17 protein-coding genes and 1 pseudogene are annotated in these 19486 nt (G+C 64.7%); 8 read left to right on the forward strand and 10 right to left on the reverse strand.

Going from position 1 to position 19486, the window contains the following annotated elements; all coding sequences use genetic code 11:
• The first annotated feature begins 10 nt into the window (after positions 1-10).
• On the forward strand, positions 11-820 hold the full coding sequence (locus EY713_RS09020; protein WP_131114501.1) for a type 2 periplasmic-binding domain-containing protein: 810 nt from the start codon (positions 11-13) through the stop codon (positions 818-820).
• A 27-nt stretch (positions 821-847) separates the two neighbouring features.
• Here the strand turns inward: EY713_RS09020 and EY713_RS09025 are convergent, their stop codons facing one another.
• The 4 genes and pseudogenes from EY713_RS09025 to EY713_RS22720 all read right to left on the reverse strand — a co-directional run bounded on the left by EY713_RS09025 (position 848) and on the right by EY713_RS22720 (position 5216).
• Complete coding sequence (locus tag EY713_RS09025; protein WP_131114502.1) at positions 848-1360, reverse strand: DUF2147 domain-containing protein; 513 nt, start codon at positions 1358-1360, stop codon at positions 848-850.
• Positions 1357-2682 (reverse strand): cytochrome P450 family protein, encoded by a 1326-nt coding sequence (locus EY713_RS09030; RefSeq protein ID WP_131114503.1) that lies wholly within the window; start codon positions 2680-2682, stop codon positions 1357-1359. Before EY713_RS09030 ends, EY713_RS09025 begins: the two co-directional genes overlap by 4 nt.
• A gap of 129 nt (positions 2683-2811) precedes the next feature.
• Positions 2812-4787: pseudogene (gene shc, locus EY713_RS09035) on the reverse strand (squalene--hopene cyclase).
• 258 nt (positions 4788-5045) lie between these two features.
• The gene (locus EY713_RS22720) at positions 5046-5216 is read right to left on the reverse strand and encodes a hypothetical protein (protein WP_165491080.1); all 171 of its coding nucleotides are present in this window, start codon (positions 5214-5216) and stop codon (positions 5046-5048) included.
• 51 nt (positions 5217-5267) lie between these two features.
• On the opposite strand from EY713_RS22720, the gene EY713_RS09040 reads away from it, so the two are divergent.
• A complete protein-coding gene (locus tag EY713_RS09040; RefSeq protein ID WP_165491081.1) occupies positions 5268-5513 on the forward strand; it encodes a hypothetical protein in 246 nt (81 codons plus the stop codon).
• A gap of 10 nt (positions 5514-5523) precedes the next feature.
• On the opposite strand, the gene scpA is transcribed toward EY713_RS09040, so the two are convergent.
• The 3 genes from scpA to EY713_RS09055 all read right to left on the reverse strand — a co-directional run bounded on the left by scpA (position 5524) and on the right by EY713_RS09055 (position 9670).
• Entirely contained in the window at positions 5524-7698 is a 2175-nt protein-coding gene (gene scpA / locus EY713_RS09045) for a methylmalonyl-CoA mutase (protein ID WP_131114504.1), read from the reverse strand.
• Positions 7695-9128, reverse strand: coding sequence for a methylmalonyl-CoA mutase family protein (locus EY713_RS09050; RefSeq protein ID WP_131114505.1), 1434 nt, complete (start codon positions 9126-9128; stop codon positions 7695-7697). The genes scpA and EY713_RS09050 overlap by 4 nt, the downstream gene beginning before the upstream one ends.
• A 143-nt stretch (positions 9129-9271) precedes the next feature.
• On the reverse strand, positions 9272-9670 hold the full coding sequence (locus EY713_RS09055; protein WP_131114506.1) for a winged helix-turn-helix transcriptional regulator: 399 nt from the start codon (positions 9668-9670) through the stop codon (positions 9272-9274).
• Positions 9671-9777: 107 nt separating this feature from the next.
• On the opposite strand from EY713_RS09055, the gene EY713_RS09060 reads away from it, so the two are divergent.
• The 4 genes from EY713_RS09060 (at position 9778) to pbfA (ending at position 14028) form a co-directional block, all read left to right on the forward strand.
• Positions 9778-10653 carry an NAD(P)H-binding protein gene (locus tag EY713_RS09060; RefSeq protein ID WP_131114507.1) on the forward strand — a complete coding sequence of 292 codons (876 nt, stop codon included), beginning with the start codon at positions 9778-9780 and terminating at the stop codon, positions 10651-10653.
• A gap of 72 nt (positions 10654-10725) precedes the next feature.
• Positions 10726-11859 carry a TIGR03364 family FAD-dependent oxidoreductase gene (locus EY713_RS09065; protein ID WP_170314071.1) on the forward strand — a complete coding sequence of 378 codons (1134 nt, stop codon included), beginning with the start codon at positions 10726-10728 and terminating at the stop codon, positions 11857-11859.
• Positions 11860-11878: 19 nt separating this feature from the next.
• Complete coding sequence (phnX, locus tag EY713_RS09070; RefSeq protein WP_131114508.1) at positions 11879-12682, forward strand: phosphonoacetaldehyde hydrolase; 804 nt, start codon at positions 11879-11881, stop codon at positions 12680-12682.
• Positions 12682-14028 (forward strand): (R)-1-hydroxy-2-aminoethylphosphonate ammonia-lyase, encoded by a 1347-nt coding sequence (pbfA, locus tag EY713_RS09075; protein ID WP_131114509.1) that lies wholly within the window; start codon positions 12682-12684, stop codon positions 14026-14028. Before phnX ends, pbfA begins: the two co-directional genes overlap by 1 nt.
• 16 nt (positions 14029-14044) lie before the next feature.
• On the opposite strand, the gene EY713_RS09080 is transcribed toward pbfA, so the two are convergent.
• From EY713_RS09080 to EY713_RS09090, 3 genes are read right to left on the reverse strand one after another with little or no spacing between them, the layout of a single operon-like run.
• Entirely contained in the window at positions 14045-14782 is a 738-nt protein-coding gene (locus EY713_RS09080; protein WP_131114510.1) for a gamma-glutamyl-gamma-aminobutyrate hydrolase family protein, read from the reverse strand.
• A gap of 31 nt (positions 14783-14813) precedes the next feature.
• The gene (locus EY713_RS09085; protein WP_131114511.1) at positions 14814-16121 is read right to left on the reverse strand and encodes an NAD(P)/FAD-dependent oxidoreductase; all 1308 of its coding nucleotides are present in this window, start codon (positions 16119-16121) and stop codon (positions 14814-14816) included.
• 46 nt (positions 16122-16167) lie between these two features.
• Positions 16168-17535, reverse strand: a complete 1368-nt coding sequence (locus EY713_RS09090) for a glutamine synthetase family protein (RefSeq protein WP_131114512.1) — start codon at positions 17533-17535, stop codon at positions 16168-16170.
• Between the two features lie 127 nt (positions 17536-17662).
• Between EY713_RS09090 and EY713_RS09095 the strand changes: the two genes are divergently transcribed.
• Positions 17663-18385 carry a GntR family transcriptional regulator gene (locus EY713_RS09095; RefSeq protein WP_131119484.1) on the forward strand — a complete coding sequence of 241 codons (723 nt, stop codon included), beginning with the start codon at positions 17663-17665 and terminating at the stop codon, positions 18383-18385.
• A gap of 86 nt (positions 18386-18471) precedes the next feature.
• Positions 18472-19485, forward strand: a complete 1014-nt coding sequence (locus tag EY713_RS09100; RefSeq protein WP_131114513.1) for a 2-aminoethylphosphonate ABC transporter substrate-binding protein — start codon at positions 18472-18474, stop codon at positions 19483-19485.
• Position 19486: the final 1 nt, after the last annotated feature.

The following is a 19486-nucleotide window of genomic DNA, read 5'->3' on the forward strand; positions in this document are numbered from 1 at the left end:
AGGTCGCGTGATGAGGCTTCCTGGGGTCGCGATCGTTGCGGCAGCCGTTGCCATCCTGGCCGTGGCATCGCCCGCGCGCGCCGGCGCCGTGCTCGATCGTGTGAAACAGCAAGGCATCCTGCATTGCGCCGCGACCGAGCGCCCAGGTTATGCGGCGATCGAGGGCGATGCGCCTACAGGCCGCGCCGCCGACCTCTGCCGTGCCGTCGCCGAGGCCGTATTGGGCCATGACGGCCGCTTCGCCCTCCGGTTGCTCGACCTCGACGATGATTTCGATCGCGTGCGGCGGGGCGATCTCGATGTCGTGTTTCTCGAGCCGCGTCTCGTGACGGAGCATGGCCTTGCGGCCGCTTTGACGCCCGTGGCCGAGGCTTACCGCGATAGTTTCGCCGTCATGGTTCCGCAAGCCATCGCGCCACAGAAGACCGCGCCACAGACCACCGCGGCGCAAGCACCACACCCGCTCGATCTCGCGAGCCTTGCGGGTCACACCATCTGTTTCATGATCGGCGATCCGGTCTGGCCGCTGCTCGAGACGGGGCTCAAGAGCCGCGGCATCGCCTTCCGCCCCTTCGGCTTCAGCGAAGAGGTCGAGATGAAAGATGCGTATAATGTCGGGCGCTGCTCCGCCATGGCGGGGGTTGCCTCGACGCTCGACGAGCTCAAGGCCGATGGCGGCGTCAACCACCTGCAGAGCCGGTTGATCGATGACCGACTCGGCGCAGACCCGGTTGTCGCGATGACGCCGACGAACGACGCCGCTTGGGCTTCGTTCGTTCGGCCGATCATCGCGGCGGCGGGACCGTCACGAGGACCCTGACGCGTTCAGGTAGCGGAGCGGCGGCTGCTATTCCGTGTCGCGTCGCGGCCCATTCGGCTGGCCGGTGGCCCCGATCAACTGACCCGGTGCAATATCGGTGACGCGCTTCCAGGTCTGCGAGCCGCAGAGATAATGCAGGAAGCAGCCTTTGACGCGGACTTCGTTCGGCTCCTCAGCCCAAAGGGTCACGTCGTAGCTCTTACCATTATCCGCGTCGTAGATCTTGCCGGCATAGCGGTCGTCTTCGTTCGGCTTGAGGCTCAAGATCAACTCGTGACCGAGCAATTGGCGAGTCCGTTTCTTGGTGTCCGGATTTTTCTCATCCAGCCTGATCTTACCGTCGTCGTCTTTAATCGACTTCATCCAGACCACGAACCCACAGATCGTGTCGCTGCCCGGCTTGCACAGTTCGATCCGGATCCGGCCTGCATCGTCTTCAGTCAGCCATGTCCCAATCACGCTTTTGGGTGCCGCATAGGCGGGCGCCAAAGCCATCAGGTATCCGGCCGCGAGGGCCACCAGGCACTTTCGGATGTTCATACGTGACCTCTCTCGGATGCGAGAACATGCTCATCGCCGATGTGGGTCGGCTTATCCATCGGACAAGTCGCGCCTGCGACAGCGATCGTGTGTTTTAAGGGCTGGACGGCCCGACCGAGCGTGACCGGCAAGGAGACGACGCCGCGAAGGCCGCTCGATTGGCGCCAGCGGAGCGTCTCGATCGGAGCAGCGAGGCTCACATCGGGAAAGCGTTGGAGCAGAGCGTTCAAAGCGATCCTCGTCTCGAGCCGAGCCAGCGAAGCGCCGAGGCAATAATGCAAGCCGAAGCCGAGCGCCAGATGCCGCTTATCGTTTCGCGTCACGTCGAGCTTGTCGGCATTCACGAAAGCCGTTTCGTCGCGGTTGGCTGAGGCCTGCAGCGCCATGACCATATCGCCTTTGGCGATCGTCACGCCGGCGATCGTCACCTCCTCGAGGGCGAACCGCATTGTGCCATATTCGACCGGGTTGGTGTAGCGCAGCAGCTCTTCGACGGCATTGTCCATCAGGTCGGGCTTTGCTTTGAGGAGCGCGAGCTGGTCGGGATGTTCGAGCAGGGCCAAGAGGCCATTGCCGATCAGATTGACCGACGTCTCATGCCCGGCGAACAGCAGCAGGAAGATCATGCCGATGAGTTCGTCGCGGCTGAGGTGATCGCCTTCTTCTTCGACCGCGATCAATCGCGTGATCAGCTTATCGTCGGGCTCCCGCCGCCGAAGTTCGATCAGATCCTCGAAGAATTTGAGAAGCTTCGGCATCGCCGGAAGCCAGCGAATGGCGCGGCGGATGGGCTGATCGTTGACCTCGATCAGCCGCACGACCTGATGGTGGAAGGCGAGCCGCTGAGCTTCCGGAATGCCGAGCATTTCCGAAATCACCTGCAAGGGCAGCGGCAGCGCATAGACATCCATCAGGTCGACGGTGCCCTGCCGCCCGGCCGCATCCAGCATGGGCCCGACGATGCCGTTGATCCAGGGCTCCATATCGGCGACGGAACGCGGGGTAAAAACTTTGGAGACCAGCCGCCGCAACCGCGCATGGGCGGGGTCGTCGACCGAAATCATCGCATTGCCGACGAGCTTGATCAGCCGCGGAGCGTAACGGCCGCCGAACCCGAACAGCGGCGGGTTGGACGAGTTTCGCGCATCGTTGGAGAAGCGCGCATCCTTAAGCACCTGCAACACGTCGTCGTAGCGGGTCACGACCCAGCCGGTTCCCCGCGTCGGGATCTTGGCCCTGATCACAGGTGAGTTGCGTCGCAGATCCGCATAATAGGCGTAAGTGTCCCCATGGCTGGAGGGGTCCCAGCGGACAGCTTTCAAGTCATCGTCCTTTTTGGAGGGCCGCTACTCGTGATGCGGGCTAGCGGCGTTCGCGCAAGGACGTCGCGGTTTATTACGGCCGAAGCAAGACCGCCGTCGCTGCCAAACGAGAGCGGGACGATGCGTGCGTTACATGCCATGCAGCACGTGGGACGTGTTGCCAACCTTCATATTGCGATAGCGAGCCATGGCCCAAAGCGGGAAAAATTTGGCGTAGCCCATGTAGCGGAGGTAGAAAACACGGGGAAACCCCGTCGCCGTGTAGCGTTCCTCGTCCCACAAACCATCGGCGCTTTGATTGGCGGCCAAATAGGCGATGCCGCGGCGCACGGCCGGGCTGTCGATCTCGCCCGCCGCCATCAGGCCCATGACGGCCCAGGAGGTTTGCGATGCGGTGCTGGGGGCGGGGCTGAAACCCTTGTAGTCGAGCGCGTAGCTGCGGTCGTCCTCGCCCCATCCGCCATCCTGGTTCTGGATGGTTTCGAGCCAGGCGACCGCGCGACGGATCGCCGGGTGATCCGGCGAGAGATCGACGGCGTTGAAGCAGCAGAGCACCGACCACGTCCCATAGACGTAGTTGAGCCCCCACCGTCCAAACCAACTGCCCTCGGGATGTTGCTCATCGAGAAGATAAGCGATCGCGCGGTGCAGGGGGGCGCTGGTGGCCGGACGCTCGCCGAGTTGCGCCAACATCGACACGCAGCGAGCCGTCACGTCGGCGGTCGGCGGATCGAGCAGAGCGCCGTGATCCGCAAAGGGGATGTGATTGAGATAGTAGGAGGTGTTGTCGACGTCGAAGGCCGCCCACCCCCATTGGCGCTCTGCATTCCGAGCACCCATTCGCGCGCCCGCGCAATCGACTCGTCGAAGCGGCGGGTGCCGGTCTTGCTGCGAACCCGATCCATCGCCAACACGACGACCGCCGTATCGTCGAGGTCGACATAGTGAGGGTTGCGATATTGAAAGGCCCAGCCGCCCGGGCGCAGATCGGGCCGCTGATAGGCCCAGTCGCCCTTGACGTCGAGCACCTGCAGAGGCTTGAGCCAATCCAGTGCGCGCTCCACCTCCCGCATTGTCTCGGGCTCGGCTTCCATCATGGCATGGGCGGACAGCACCGTATCCCAGACGGGCGAGAGGCACGGCTGGCAAAATGCCTCGTCGCCATTATGCGCCACGAGCTTTTCGAGGGCGGAGCGGGCCGTGATCACGTCCGGATGGCTATCGGGCATGCCCAACACCTTGAACATCATCAGCGTGTTGGCGATCGACGGATAGATGGCGCCCAGGCCGTCCTCGCCATTCAGCCGTTCCGTGACGAAGGCCACCGCCTTCTCGATGGCGGTCGCCCGGGTCTTCTTGGGAAAAAGGGGCTCGACCCAATGCAGAACCTTGTCGAGAGCCGCGAAAGCCGCGCCCCATACCCCAACCTGATTGACGGTCTTGGGCCAGCGGCGCACTTCATGCGGCGGTACGATGAAGAGTTCGTCGATCGATAGATTGCGCGGGTTCTTTGCGCGTGGCTTCAAGGCCATCAGAACCAGCAGCGGCACCAGCGTGTCACGCGCCCAATAGGACAGCCGGTAGATGTGGAACGGGAACCAGCCCGGCGCATGCATGATCTCGACCGGCATGACCGGGACGGCTCGCCAGGGCACGATGCCGAACAAAGCGAGCGTCGTCTTCGTAAACACATTGACGTTCACGGCGCCGCCGGCCTTCAGGATCGCCTCCCTGGCCCGGACCATATGGGGCGCATCCACGGCGTCACCGGCCGCCTTGAGCGCGAGATAAGCCTTCACGCTGGCCGAAATGTTCATCTCGCCCGCAGCCAGCATCGGCCAGCCGCCATGCTGCTCCTGTCGGCGGCGCAAATAATTGCCGGTCTTCCGCTCCATCTCGGGGTCGAGTTCACCGAGAAAATGCTTGACCAGAATATATTCCGACGGGATCGCGGCGTCGGCTTCGAGGTCGAAAGCAAAATGACCATCGTGGCGTTGTTCGCTCACCAGCGCGTCATTGGCCCGCGATACGGCGGCATCGAGGGCCGCAAGGTCAGTCTGTGAGTGGTGAACGGCGGGATCGACTTTTTCGGCAGCGAACGACATCAAACGATTTATCTCGGCTCTGACAGGGGCACGACGACCAAAGGCGATCGACATACGACAGCAATGCAATGATCGAGGCCGGGTGCTTGTTTCAGCCAAAGGCTTCGTCGGCGCTACTCATAGGCCGGATGAGCCCGCCGGGCCAAGCCTTGACATGGTCGAACGGTTTGGTCCGTGCCGAGCCTCAATCGACGTGCGGCCTTCAACGCGACGCGCGATCACGCTCAGTGATGGCGCGGCTTGCGGGTCGAGATCGGCCTACCGGCGCCCTTTTTTCTTGTCTGGCCTGACGACCTTTCCGAATGGGAGTTGCGTCACGGCGTCGGCGCCCTGGTCGGGTTGCTCGGCCGCGCGCGCGGCCGGAACGGGCTTTGCGGCCTTGCTGGTCTTGCGGCCTTCGCCAGGGTCATCCTCGAACTTGATCGCCATCGTGTCTCCGGTCGGTTAGAGCTTCGTGAGCCGATTGAACGAAAGCACGAAATGCCCCCGATCACCTACCATGTCGTCGTGCCTTTCGATCGAAGTCCCGAAGGCGACCTCGTTCCGGGCGAGGCCAAGGAAGCGCCGAACGGCGATCGCGCCAAGCGAATGGCGCAGGCGCTTGCGGCGACGCATGCCGGCGCTCTCGCGTTCAGCCGCAACGGTGATCCCGATAGCGGCGTGTTCGACGATGCCGTAGTGACGGCTATCTTCGGCGCGGTCGATACGAGTGCTCTGCAGGGTTGAGACCTCCTCCTCAAGAGCGCCGATAGGCTGACCCGTCCTTCTGGGTGAAGCCTGCGCGCTCGTTTAAGCGCTCCATCAGGTCGATGGCGGCCTCGGCAATGACTGTGCCGGGCGGAAAGATCGCGGCGACGCCGGCGGCCCTCACGGCGGCGAAATCCTGCTGTGGCAAGACGCCTCCGACCACCAGCAGGATATCGGACCGTCCGAGCGCATCGAGAGCGGCGCGGATGTCGGGCACGAGCGTCAGATGGCCCGCCGCGAGCGAGGAAATGCCGAGAATGTCGACATTCTCATCCGCCGCCTGACGCGCCGCTTCCTCGGGCGTCGCGAACAGGGCGCCGACGCTGACCGCAAAGCCGAGATCCGCAAAAGCCGAGGCAATGACTTTCTGGCCTCTGTCATGGCCGTCCTGGCCGACCTTCGCGACGAGAATGCGGGGTTTGGAGCCCTTATCCTGGGTGAAGGCCCGCGTCATCTCAGCGGCGCGCCGTATGGCGTCATTGTCTTTGCCGGACGCCTTCAAATAGACGCCAGACACGACATCCGTTACGGCCGCATGGCGGCTCCAAGCGCGTTCCAGCGCAGTCGACATCTCGCCCACCGTTGCCTTGGCGCGCGCGGCCGCGATGGCGCGGTCGAGCAGATTTCCGATGCCGGTCCGAGCCGTTGCCTCGAGCGCGTCGAGTGCCGCCAAGACCGGCCCGTCATCACGCTCGGCCCGGAGCCGCGCGAGCTTGGCGATCTGAGCCGCGCGGACTTCGGCATTGTCGACCTTGCGAACCGCGAGCGGTGGCTCGTCGCGCGGGGCGAAGCGATTGACACCCACAATCACTTGCTGGCCCGTGTCGATGCGGGCCTGGGTGCGTGCGGCAGCTTCTTCGATCCGGCGCTTCGGCAGGCCCGCCTCGATCGCCTTGGCCATGCCGCCCAACGCTTCGATTTCTTCGATATGGCTCCAGGCGCGGCTCGCGAGATCGGCCGTCAACCGCTCGACGTAGTAGGACCCGCCCCAGGGATCGATGATGCGGGTGGTTCCGCTCTCCTTTTGCAGCACGAGTTGCGTGTTGCGCGCGATGCGGGCCGAAAAGTCGGTCGGAAGCGCCAGGGCCTCGTCGAGCGAATTGGTGTGCAGCGATTGCGTGCCGCCCTGGGTCGCCGCCATGGCCTCGATGGTGGTTCGCGTGACGTTGTTGAAAACGTCCTGCGCGGTCAGCGACCAGCCGGAGGTCTGGCAATGCGTCCGCAGCGCCAGCGATTTTTCGCTCGTCGGCTCGAAGCGGGCGACCAGACGCGTCCAGAGCAGGCGCGCGGCGCGCAGTTTCGCCACCTCCATGAAGAAGTTCATGCCGATCGCGAAGAAGAAACTGAGGCGCGGCGCGAAGGCATCGATCGCGAGACCGGCCGCGAGGCCGGCGCGGATATAGTCGACCCCGTCGGCGAGCGTATAGGCGAGTTCGAGATCCGCCGTCGCGCCAGCTTCCTGCATATGATAGCCAGAAATCGAAATTGAGTTGAACTTCGGCATGCGGCTCGACGTATAGGCGAAGATGTCGGACACGATCCGCATCGAGGGCTCGGGCGGATAGATGTAGGTGTTCCGCACCATGAACTCTTTGAGAATGTCGTTTTGGATCGTGCCCGAGAGTTTCTCGGGCGGCACGCCCTGCTCCTCGGCCGCCACGATATAGAGCGCCAAGATGGGAAGCACGGCCCCATTCATGGTCATCGACACCGACATCGTGTCGAGCGGAATGCCGTCGAACAATTCGCGCATGTCGAGAATGCTGTCGATCGCGACCCCGGCCATGCCGACATCGCCAGCGACGCGGGGATGGTCGCTGTCATAGCCGCGGTGCGTCGCAAGATCGAACGCCACAGACAGCCCCTTCTGACCGGCTGCGAGGTTGCGGCGATAGAAGGCGTTCGAGGCTCCCGCCGTGGAGAAGCCGGCATATTGCCGGATCGTCCAAGGCTGGGTGACGTACATGGTGGGATAGGGACCACGCAAAAACGGGGGCTGTCCCGGGACGCTGTCGACCGCCGCAATGCCCTCGCGATCACCCGAGCCGTAGACGGGTTGGATCGAGAGGCCCTCTGGCGTGGTCCAACTCTCGCGGTCGTCGGCGACAGGCGTCCCGGCGGCGGGCGCAAAGGCGATAGCACGAAAGTCAGGGATGCGGCTCATCGGGCGCTTCCCTGTTGGTCGAAGAAGGCCGTCTCGCGCCGTGCCGTCAGCGGAACGAAGCGCGTGGCGTCTATCGTCAGCGGATCGATCCGGTCGCGCCTCGAGACCGGCAGGACCGCAACCGAGGTCTCGTCCGCGGCCGTGAACGCCGTCGTGCCGACCACGCATCGGGTCCCGGCCGTGAGATCCGATTGCCGCCGCTGTCTGGCCGTCTCGATCCGCTCCTGCCACGCGCCCGACGCGAGTGCGGCGACCATGCCGCCTTCCTGTTCGATTGTCTGAAACAGGCGCCAAGCGTCACGACTGAGCTGATCGGTCAGCGCCTCGAAAGCGCCGGATCCCGCTGCCGGATCGTCGACCCGTCCAAGATCCGCTTCCTGCATCAGCACGAGCGGCATGGTGCGGGCCAGCCGGCGCGCAAAGCCATCCGGCAGGCCGAGCGCACTTGTGTGGGGCAAGACCGACACGCTATCGGCGCCGCCGAGCAGCGCCGCCGAGCAGGCCAAGCCATTCCGCAGCAGGTTGGTCCAGGGATCGCGACGCGTCAGCATGCGGGTCGCCGTTTCGGCATGCAGGGCGATCGGGCGAGGGGTTAGGCCGCAGGCGGTCTCTAGACTGGCCCAGAGCCGCCGCATCGCGCGGAGCTTCGTCAAGGACAGGAATTCGTCGGCATCGACCGAGAGCGTGAAACTCAGCGTCATGTGGGCGTCTTCAAGCGATGGGCCGTCGTTTTCGATCGCCCGGAGATAGGCGACGCCGGTCGCCAGCACGGCGGCGAGCTCCTGCGCGTCGGTCGCGCCCGCGGCATGGTGAGGACGCCCGTCGGCCCGGAGCACCGGCGAGACAAACCCCTTCTGCCTGATGGTCGCTACGGCTTGTGCGGTCGAGCGGGCCAGCGATCCCCACGCTTGCGGCATGCCGCCCGCATGGGCCATGACGCCGATCGGATCGAGGCCGAAATCGATGCTCGATGCACACGATCCTGGGTCGATCAGGCCCGTCACAGCGTCCCAGGCCAGCGGTGGGGTGACGGTCGCGACCTCGAAGCGCACCGCGATCGCGTCGAGGCGAATGCCGGCCAGCAAGGATGTGGCATCGGTCGCGTCCGCGATCTCGAAACCGAATCCTTGCGCGGCCGGCGCCCCGGCCAGCACCAGAGCGAGCCCGCTCGCGCCGCCGTCAAGATCGTCGAGCGCAAGTCCGTTGGCGATCGTGAGATCGGGATGATCGACACGCTGAACGACGTGGCACGGCTGCCGTGTGTCGCGCCAAACAGGCATGCCGCGTCCGGCCCGATATAGCGGACCGATCGGCAGGTCGTCGTCGCTGCGGGACACGAGAGTATCGAAGCCCGCGCCGTTCAGGGTTCGATCGACCGCCGCCCGCCATTCAGTGTAGGCGCCCGAGAGCGGAATATCCGGATCGGTCATCGTTTTTTGCGCCTTTCAACTGTGATCGCGGGGCCAGCGGCACATTCTTGTCTCAGGCGGTGCGTCGAACATCGGCCAAGTCTCCAAGAACGGGCCGGCACATTAGCAGTGCCGCGGCACGCGGCGCCAGCAAGTGCCTTCGATCAGGCGGCGGCATCGAACTGGGCGCGCGCCAGCCGGATATCGCCGTGATTGCGCTCCGCCCAATCGATCAGGCTCGCCACGGGTCCCAAGATCGAGAGGCCCAGCGGCGACAAGCGATATTCGACGCTTGGCGGTTTGGTCGGGAAGACGTGGCGGGTCACCATGCCGTCCCGCTCGAGCGCCCGGAGCGTCTGGGTCAGCATGCGTTTCGAGATGTCCGGGACGGCGCGGCGCACGGCGCTGAAACGCAAGGGTTCCGCCGCGAGCGACATGAGGATCAGGGTCGTCCATTTGCCGCCCATATGATCGAGGACATCGCGCACCGGGCAGCACCCAGAGTCAAAGCTGGCGGTCCGCCATACATCTAAATAGGCCGCTATATCTGTGCGCTCGATCATGGGCGGTTCCCTTGAGGTCACCAGGGGTTGGAAAGCTGCCTCCTTTCTTACCAACGACTCGGTCTCTATTCTAGACATGGATCCACAATCGCCATTAGGAGCCCTTCATGTCCAACGCATCTCTTCGTCTTCTCGTGACCGGAGCGAGCGGCCAGCTCGGTCGCCTCGTCATCGACGATCTTCTCGCCACGGGGCCATCGATCAACGTCGAGGCCATCGTGCGCGATGCCGGGGCGGTCGCGGCTTTGACGGCGCGTGGCGTCGCGGCCAAGATCGCCGATTACAGCAAGCCCGAGACGCTCGACGCTGCTTTTGCGGGGGTCGATCGTCTCCTGCTGATCTCGTCGAATGCGCTCGGCGAGCGGGTCGAACAGCACCGCAACGTGATTGCGGCGGCCAAACGGGCCGGCGTCACCTTGCTGGCCTATACGAGCGTGCTTCATGCCGACACGTCCGCCTTGGCGCTCGCCGAGGAGCATCGCCAGACCGAGGCCCTGCTACGCCAATCCGGCGTTCCCTTCGTCATTCTGCGGAACGGCTGGTACACGGAAAACTACACCGCCTCGATCCCGGCGGCTCTGGCGCATGGCGTGATGCTCGGCAGTGCCGGACATGGCCGGATCGCCTCGGCGTCGCGCGCCGATTATGCCGCTGCGGCGGCCGCCGTTCTCACCGCGACTGTGCCGCAAGACGGGCGCATCTACGAACTCGCTGGCGACGACGCCTATACGCTCGCCCAATTTGCGGAGGAGGTCGCCCACGTCTCGGGGCAAGCGGTCGTTTACCGCGATGTTCCCGAGGCCGAATATAAAGGCATTCTCGTCGGAGCCGGTCTGCCGGACCCCATCGCAAGCCTGCTATCCGACTCGGATGCCGCCGCCGCAAACGATGCCTTGTTCGATGATGGGCGCCAACTCAGCGCCTTGATCGGGCGGCCGACAACGCCATGGTCCGAAACCATCGCGGCCGCCCTGAAAGCCTGAACACGGCACCGACGTCATGGAGCGGTCACGGGTCGAGGCTAGAGCAAGCTTTTCGATGTGAGGCTTTGACCCATGGTGCCGCTGCCGGGCAGGTTCGATGTCGCCGTGGTCGGTGCGGGCATTTGTGGCTTGGCCCATGCGCTCGCGGCGGCCCGGCTCGGCAAGCGCGTCGTCGTGATCGACCGCGATACGCAGGCCAACGGCGCCTCGATCCGCAATTTCGGCTTCATCACGGTGACGGGTCAGCAGCAGGGCGCGTGCTGGCAGCGGGCGATGCGGTCGCGCGACGTGTGGGTCGAGATGGCCGAGGCGGCGCAGATCCCGATCCTGCAGCGCGGCTTGCTGACGGTCGCGCGCCGCCCGGAGGCCCGGACGGTCATCGAACAATTTCTCGAGACCGACATGGGCGCGGATTGTAGCCTCGTCGAGCCCGCCGACCTTGCGGATCATGGCGCCGGTCTGCGCGAGGCCGGTATCGCCGGCGCGCTTCACAGCCCACACGAGGTCCGGGTCGAGTCGCGCGAGGCCATCCCGCGCCTTGCTGCTTATCTCGGCGAACGCCATGGCGTCGTTTTTCTGCGCGAGACCGTCGTGCATAGCGCCGCCCCACCGCGGCTCGAGACCAGCCGAGGGTTGATCGAAGCCGAGACCGTGGTGGTCTGCCCCGGCGACGATTTCCGCACGCTGATGTCGGACCGGATCGCGGCTTATGGCTTGACGCGGTGCAAGCTGCACATGATGCGGTTGATGCCAGAAAAGTTCGACCCTTCGCTGCCCGCCGTCATGTCCGACCTCGGTCTGATCCGCTATCTCGGTTATGCCGAGCAGCCGGGAGCGGCTGCGCTGCGTAAACGGCTCGATGTGGAGCAACGCGAGCATGTCCGGCATGGCGTGCATCTGATCGTGGTTCGCAGCGAGGATGGCTCGGTGGTGGTCGGCGATTCGCATCATTACGCTGCGACGCCCGACCCGTTCGCGCCCACCGGGATCGACGATCTCATCCTCGACGAATACGCGCAGGTTTTCGCCGGCGCGATCCCGCCCGTGGTCGAACGCTGGACCGGTACCTATGCGTCGGCGCCGGACCGCCTGATGCTGGTCGATCGGCCATCCGACGCGTTGCGGATCGTGCTGATCACCAGCGGCACGGGCGCCAGCACGTCTTTTGCCATCGCCGAAGAGGTCATGGCCGAGCTCTACGGATGATCGATCGGAAGCCCCCGCCATGAACCATGTCAAAGCCATCGTATTCGATTGGGCCGGTACCGTCGTGGACCATGGCTCGCTTGCCCCCATGGGGGCCTTTGTCGAAACGTTCGGCGAGTTCGGCGTCACGATTTCGATCGACGAGGCTCGCGGGCCGATGGGCATGGCCAAGCGGCCCCATATTGCGGCCCTGATGGCGCTGCCGCGCGTCGCCGAGGCTTGGGCCGCAGCGCATGGCCACGCACCCGCCGACCCGGATATCGATGCCGTCTATGCCGTCTTCGTACCGAAGAACAAGGCGGTGGCGGCGCGGTTCTCGGCGGTTATCCCGGGTGTCGCCGATGTGACGCGCAAGCTGCGGCAAGCCGGGCTCAAGATCGGCTCGACCACCGGCTACACGCGGGACATCATGGCCGAGATCCTGCCGGTCGCGGCCGAAGGCGGTTTCGTGCCCGACAGTCTCGTCTGCACCGGCGACACGCCGGACGGTCGCCCGACGCCGTTCATGCTCTACAAGAGCTTGCTCGACCTCGGTGTCTGGCCAGCCTGGAGCGCCATCAAGGTGGATGATACCGAGGTCGGCATCGCCGAGGGCCTGAATGGCGGCACATGGACGGTCGGCGTCTCGGTCAGCGGCAACGTGTTCGGCCTGTCGCAGGCCGACACTGCGGCGCTCAAGCCTGCGGATTTCGCGCGCATGCGGGCCTCCGCCATGGATCGTCTGACGGCGGCCGGCGCGCATTACGTGATCGACAGCGTCGCCGACCTGATGCCGGTCGTTGCCGCCATCGAGGGGCGGCTCGCGCGCGGCGAACGGCCCTGATGGTTGCGGCAAACGCGAACGAGCCCGCGCCGAGCGAGGGCGATGTCAACCGCTCGCCGCTGAGGGCGGCCTGGCGTGCGGGGCTCAACTCGGAAACCCGACAGCTTCTCGACGACGACGAGCGCGTCTTTCTACATCAGTCGCTGTCGACCCCCTGCCTCGATGTGATCGAACGGGCCGAAGGCGCAACGCTGATCGATGTCGAAGGACGCCGCATTCTCGATTTTCACGGCAATAGCGTGCACCAACTCGGCCATGGCCACCCGCGCGTCGTGGCGGCCATCAAGGCCGAACTCGATACGCTGCCATTCTGCCCGCGCCGCTACACCAACCGCTCCGCCATCGCATTGGCCGATCGGCTCGGACGCTTGGCACCCGATCCGCTCGCCAAGGTCCTGCTGGCGCCCAGCGGCGCCGCCGCTGTCGGCATGGCGTTGAAACTCGCGCGTTACGCCACCGGGCGGCACAAAACGCTGTCGTTCTGGGATGCGTTCCACGGTGCCAATCTCGACACGATCGGGGTCGGGGGCGAAGCGCTATTCCGCCAGAATCTCGGCCCGATGATGCCGGGCGGCGAACATCTGCCGCCGCTGCATCTCGCATCGCGGTTCTTCGGCGACGACCGGCCCTTCGAGCGCTTCGCCGACTATATCGATTATGTGCTTGAGCTTCAGGGAGACGTCGCGGCCGTGCTGGCTGAGCCGATGCGATGGACCACCGTCGAGCCGCCCCCGCCGGGATTTTGGGCGCGCGTGCGCGACAGCTGCTCGCGCCATGGGGCGTTGCTGATCTTCGACGAGATCCCGAGTTGTCTTGCCCGAACCGGCACCATGTTCGTCTGCGAGCAGGCCGGCGCCACGCCCGATATTCTCGTGATCGGCAAGGGGCTGGGTGGGGGCATCATGCCCATGGCGGCCATCATCGCCGATGCGACGCTGGATTGCGCCCCACAGGCGGCTCTCGGTCATTATACGCATGAAAAGAGCCCCGTCGGATGCGCCGCCGCGCTGGCGACGCTCGACGTCATCGCCGATGAGGGGTTGGTGGCCCGCGCCAATGAACTCGGGCGCATCGGCCTCGATCGGCTCAAGGGCTTGATGAGCCGCCACCCGATGGTCCGCGACGTGCGGGGGCTCGGCTGTTATTTCGGCCTGGAGATCGGCGGCCCCGATGCGGCTGCGACCGCCGATCGCCTGCTTTATGCGTGCCTGCGGCGTGGACTAAGCTTCAAGCTCGGCGGCGGAACGGTCGTGACGCTCTGTCCGCCCCTGACCATCACCGAGGCCGAGTTCGAGCAGGCTTTCGCGATCCTGGATGATGGGCTCGCCGAGAGCGCGACCGCGTGATCGCGGGCCGCAGGTGTTAGCGGCGCATCATTTTGGCAAAGACCGAGAATACCGCCTGCGAGACCTCGTCCTGCACGGCATATTCGGGATGCCATTGCACCGCGAAAATTGGGGCATCGCGGGCCGATACCGCCTCGATCGTCCCGTCCGGCGCTTGCGCCTCGATCTGTAAAACATCGGCAAGCCGTTCGATACCTTGATAGTGGACGGAATTCACCTCTGCGGTCGAGCGATGTAGCGTCTCCTGCAACACGCCGCCTTGTCGGAGGGCGACGGAGTGCATCCACTCGAACATCGCATCCCCCTCGATCTGGTCGGGTGCGTGGTGAGCGACCGATCCGGCCGCGTCGCCGATGCCATGCCGCAAGCTTCCGCCAAGAGCGACATTCACCTCCTGCAAGCCGCGGCAGATGCCCAGCACCGGCGTCTTGAGCGCGGCGGCGGTGCGGACGAGCGCGAGAGCGGCGTCGTCGCGGGCCGGATCGAACGGCCCGGTCGCGACATCCGAGCCATAATGCCGTGCCTCGACATTGCTGGGGCTGCCGGTCAGCACCACACCATCGAGGCGGCCGAGCAGAGAGGCGAGATCGCCGTGCCGGCAATTGGTCGGGAGCAGCACAATGTCGCCCTCGAGAGCGCGATCGACCGCGTCGATGTAGCGGTTGATGACCGTCTGCGCATTCTGGTTCGACACCGTATTGGTGCAGCAGAGAATGCCGATCAAGGGCCGGGACGGGACGGGGCGGGGCGACATGGCGAACCTCGATCTTTTCCGAATGCGGGCGTTAAACGCCTAGCCGATCCCGCAGGCCGTACCACCAGGCACCCAGGGCGGTGAGGGGCACCCGAAAGGTCGATCCGCCCGGAAATGGGTAATAGGGCAGGCTGCTCCACACATCCAACCGTTCGGCCTGGCCCGCGACCGCCTCGCCCAGGATCTTGCCGAGCAGGTGGGTCGTGGTGACGCCGTGACCGCTGTCGCCGTGCGAAAAATAAACCGTCGGCGTGAGCTGTCCCACATGCGGCACACGCGTCAGCGTGAGGGCGAAATTCCCGCTCCAGGCATAGTCGAAGCGAACGCTTGCGAGACGCGGAAACGTCTTGGCGAGTTGCGGCCGCAGCCGCGCTTCGACGCTGGCGGGGTCGCGGCCGCCATAAACGACGCCACCGCCGTAGAGGATCCGATTGTCGGCCGTCCGGCGATAGTAATCGAGGATGTAATTCATATCCTCGACGCAGTAATTCGCCGGCAGAAGCTCATCGGCCAAAGCTGCGTCCAGCGGCTCGGTCGCGATGATTTGGCTCGAGACCGGCATCATTTTGTCGCCGATCTCAGGCAGCAGCTTGCCGAGATAGGCATTGCCGCAGACCAGCAGCACCTTGCAGGCGACCGATCCTTCGGCCGTGCGGGCCAGAGGGGCGGCGCCGGTCTCGACCGTGACGACGCTGGAGTGTTCGAAAATGCGTCCGCCCAGGCTCTCGAAAGCCGCCGCTTCGCCGAGCACGAGATTGAGCGGGTGGATGTGACCGCCATGCCGGTCGACCATGCCGCCGACATAGCGGTCGCAGGCCACGATGGCCGGAACGTCGGAGCGGTCCACCATCTCGAGGCCGTCATGCCCATGCGGCTCCCACACCCGCTTCTGATGTTCGAGCTCCTTCATCTGCTTATCCGTAAAGGCGGCGAAAAACGCGCCGTCCACGAGGTCGCAGGCGATGTCATATTTGGCGATGCGGCTGCGGATAATGCTGGCGCCTTCGAGCGACATCGCGCCGAGCGCCGTTGCGGCGGGTTCGCCGTAGCGTTTCTCGATCACGTCGAGATCACGGCTATAGCCGTTGACGATCTGGCCGCCGTTGCGTCCCGACGCGCCGAAGCCGATCTGCACGGCTTCGAGCACTACGACCGAAAAGCCCCGCTCGGCGAGTTCTAGCGCGGCCGAAAGCCCCGTGAAACCGGCCCCGATCACGCAGACATCGGCGCGAATGTCGTCCGTCAGGCGAGGCCGAACCGTCTTGTCGTTGGCGGTGGCGGCATAATAGGACGGCGCGTGGGTTTGACGCGCTGCGGTCGACGGGCTCCGCGACGCCATGACAGTATGCTCCGATGCGTGAGAGGCGGTTAAGCCGGCCTGCGGGTCAGACGATCTCGAGATAGGCGCTGAATTCGTAATCCGTCACCTGCTCGGCGAAGCCTGCGATCTCCTGACGCTTGCAGGCCACCAGCATGTCGCGCAGAATCGGATCGAAGATTTGGGCCGCGATGTCGCCGCTTTCGAACGCGTCCACCGCCTGGCCCCAATCGGATGGGATTTTCGGTAGGCTATCGGTCCCGTAGGTGCGGCCGGGGATATCCGGTGTCGGCTCCCATTCGTTGCGAATGCCGACCAGCGCCGCCCCGAGGATCGCCGCGATCGACAGATAGGGGTTAGAATCGGCGCCGGCGACGCGGTGCTCGATGCGCCGGGCCACGGGATTGCCACCGGGAATGCGGATCGCCGCCGTGCGGTTCTCATAGCCCCAGGCGATCGTGGTCGGCGCATGCGTGTCGGGCCGGAGGCGGCGGTAGGAATTGAAATGCGGTGCGAACAGCAGGGTCGTCTCGGCCATGCCGCGCAACATCCCCGCAACCGCATGTCGCAGGATCGGCGAGCCTTCCGCCGTTCCATTGTCGAAGATATTCTTGCCGTCGCTGTCGATGACGCTGCAGTGGCAATGCATGCCATTGCCCGAACGGGTGCCGTAAGGCTTGGCCATGAAGGTCGCGGCTAAGCCGTGGCGGCGCGCGACACCCTTCACGATGCGCTTGAAGAAGATGGCGTCGTCGGCGGCCTTCAAGGGATCGTCGCTATGCAGCAGGTTGATCTCGAATTGACCGATACCGTTCTCGGCGATGGCCGCATCGGCCGGCACATTCTGGCGGGCGCATTCCTTGTAGACGTCGGACAGGAACTCGCCGAAATCGTCGAGCTCGTCGATCGAGAGGATCGCGTCGGAATCGAGGCGCTTGCCCGTGTAAGGCGAGATCGGCGGAACCGCGCTGTCAGGCTCGGGGTCGATCAGATAAAATTCCATCTCGGTCGCGACGACCGGGCGGAGGCCGAGGGCGCTATATTGGCGCACGATGGATGCCAGCGCTTGACGCGGGTCGGCGAGGAATGGCGTTCCGTCTTCGAGGAACATCCAGAGCGGCACCAGCGCGCTCGGCCGTGACGTCCAATTGACCGGAAGCGCGCCGCGCCCCGTCACGCCGCAGATCCCGTCCATGTCGCCGCTGGCAAACACCTGCTCGTTGCCGACGATATCCTCACCCCAGACGTCGACGCCGACGATCGACAGCGGCATGCGGATGCCGCCACCCAGAACCTTGGCGGCCTGCCCAACGGGAACGCGCTTGCCGCGCATGATGCCGTTGAGGTCGCAGACCACGGCTTGGATGCTCTCGATCTGCCCGTTCTCTTCAAGCCAAAGCTTGAACGCATCAGGATCGTGGGTCTGGACAGACATGTCGGAAAACTTCATTTGTGATCACAATCCCGAGGCTGTGCCACTTTTTACGGTCACGATCAAGGTTGCGGGCGTGGTCGCGACCGCTTGGTCACCAGGGAAGGCGCGGGGTTTGGAGCGCAAGCGATTGAACGAGCTCGTACTTCCCGCACTGGCAAAGCCGGACGGGATGACAACCCACGATCATGTCCACGCTCGCCTGCGGCAGGCCATCATGGTCGGCGCGGTGCGCCCTGGCGCGGCTCTCACGATCCGCGGTCTCGCCGCTGCGCTCGACAGCAGCCCGACGCCGGTTCGCGAGGCGCTGCGTCGGTTAACCTCCATCGGAGCGCTGAATTTTCTCGAAAACCGCCGCATCGTCGTGCCGCTCGTCACGCCAGAACGGTTCGAAGCGTTGATCTCTCTCCGTATCGCGCTCGAACAGCATGCCGCGCAACGGGCGATCGTTTCGATGACGGACCAGCAGATCGACCATCTCCTCGTCATGGATCATGATATCGACGATGCGATAGCGCGTGCCGATCAATCGGCGGCCTTGCTGGCCAATCAGCAGTTCCATCGCGCGATCTACCGGGCCAATCCGGATCAGATCGCGATGCCGATGATCGAGAGCGTCTGGCTGCAACTCGGTCCGGTGCTCGGGATCGCGATGGAGCATGTGGCCGAGCTCTATGTGGTCGATCGGCATCAGGAGATTATCGGGGCGCTTCGGTGGCGCGACCCCGATGCGCTCGCGGCCGCCATCAGCGCCGACGTTCGGGAGGGAATCGGGGGCTTCGATCATCATGCCATCGCCCGATTGTTGACCCTGGCAAAAACCGAGACGCGACCACACCAGCACCTGCCGTAGCGGCGTCACGACAGCTTCATCCGAAAGTCACATCGCTTTCATAGGCGGCGCCTACCGGTTCTTCATTCTGACCGGGGATCCATTCCATGAAGGCCATTCTTTCGGCAATTCTGCTTGCCGCGACCGCACTCGCCACGCCGGCTTGGGCGGCATCCGACGTCGTCACGATCTACGCGGCCGACGGCCTTCATGATGGCAAGGGGAGCTGGTTCGAGACGCAATTCGACGCCTTCACCAAGGCGACGGGCGTCAAGGTGCAATATATCGAGGCAGGGTCCGGCGGTGTCGTCGAGCGTGTCGCCAAGGAGAAGTCGAACCCGCAGGCGGATGTGCTCGTCACCCTGCCGCCCTTCATCCAGCGTGCCGAGGCCGAGGGTCTGCTGCAGACCTTCAAGCCGGATGCCGCCTCCGAGATCGACGGCGGTAGCGCCACCTATCAGCCGCTCGTCAACAACTACATGAACTTCATCTACAACGCCGCCGTGCTGAAGCAGGCGCCCAAGACCTATGCCGATCTGCTCGAGCCGTCGTTCAAGGGCAAGATTCAATATTCGACGCCAGGTCAAGCCGGTGACGGCACCGCCGTGATGCTGCAGGTGATCCATGCCTTCGGCAGCAAGGATGCGGGCTTCGAATTTCTCAAGAAGCTGCAGGACAATAACGTCGGCCCCTCGGCCTCGACCGGCAAGTTGACGGCTCTCGTCAACAAGGGCGAGCTGCATGTCGCCAACGGCGATCTGCAGATGAACATGTCGCAGATGGCGCAGAACCCCAACATCCGCGTGTTCTGGCCCGCCGGACCGAACGGCGAGCGCTCGACGTTGGCGCTTCCTTACTATGTGGGCCTCGTGACGGGCGCGCCCGATGCCGAGAACGGGAAGAAACTGATCGACTTCCTGCTCAGCAAAGAGGCCCAATCGACCGTGTCGTCCATCGCGATCGGCGTTCCGGTCCGCAAGGACGTGACCCCGACGGACGCCAACTTCGCCAAGCTGCACGAGGCCATGCAGGGCGTGACGGTGTGGACGCCCGATTGGGCGGCGGTGCTCAAGGATCTGCCGGGTGACGTGGCTCGCTGGCGCCAAGCGACCGGCAGCTGAG

Origin of the sequence: Lichenihabitans psoromatis (assembly GCF_004323635.1) — a bacterium.
In the GTDB taxonomy this organism is placed as follows: Bacteria; Pseudomonadota; Alphaproteobacteria; order Rhizobiales; family Beijerinckiaceae; genus Lichenihabitans; species Lichenihabitans psoromatis.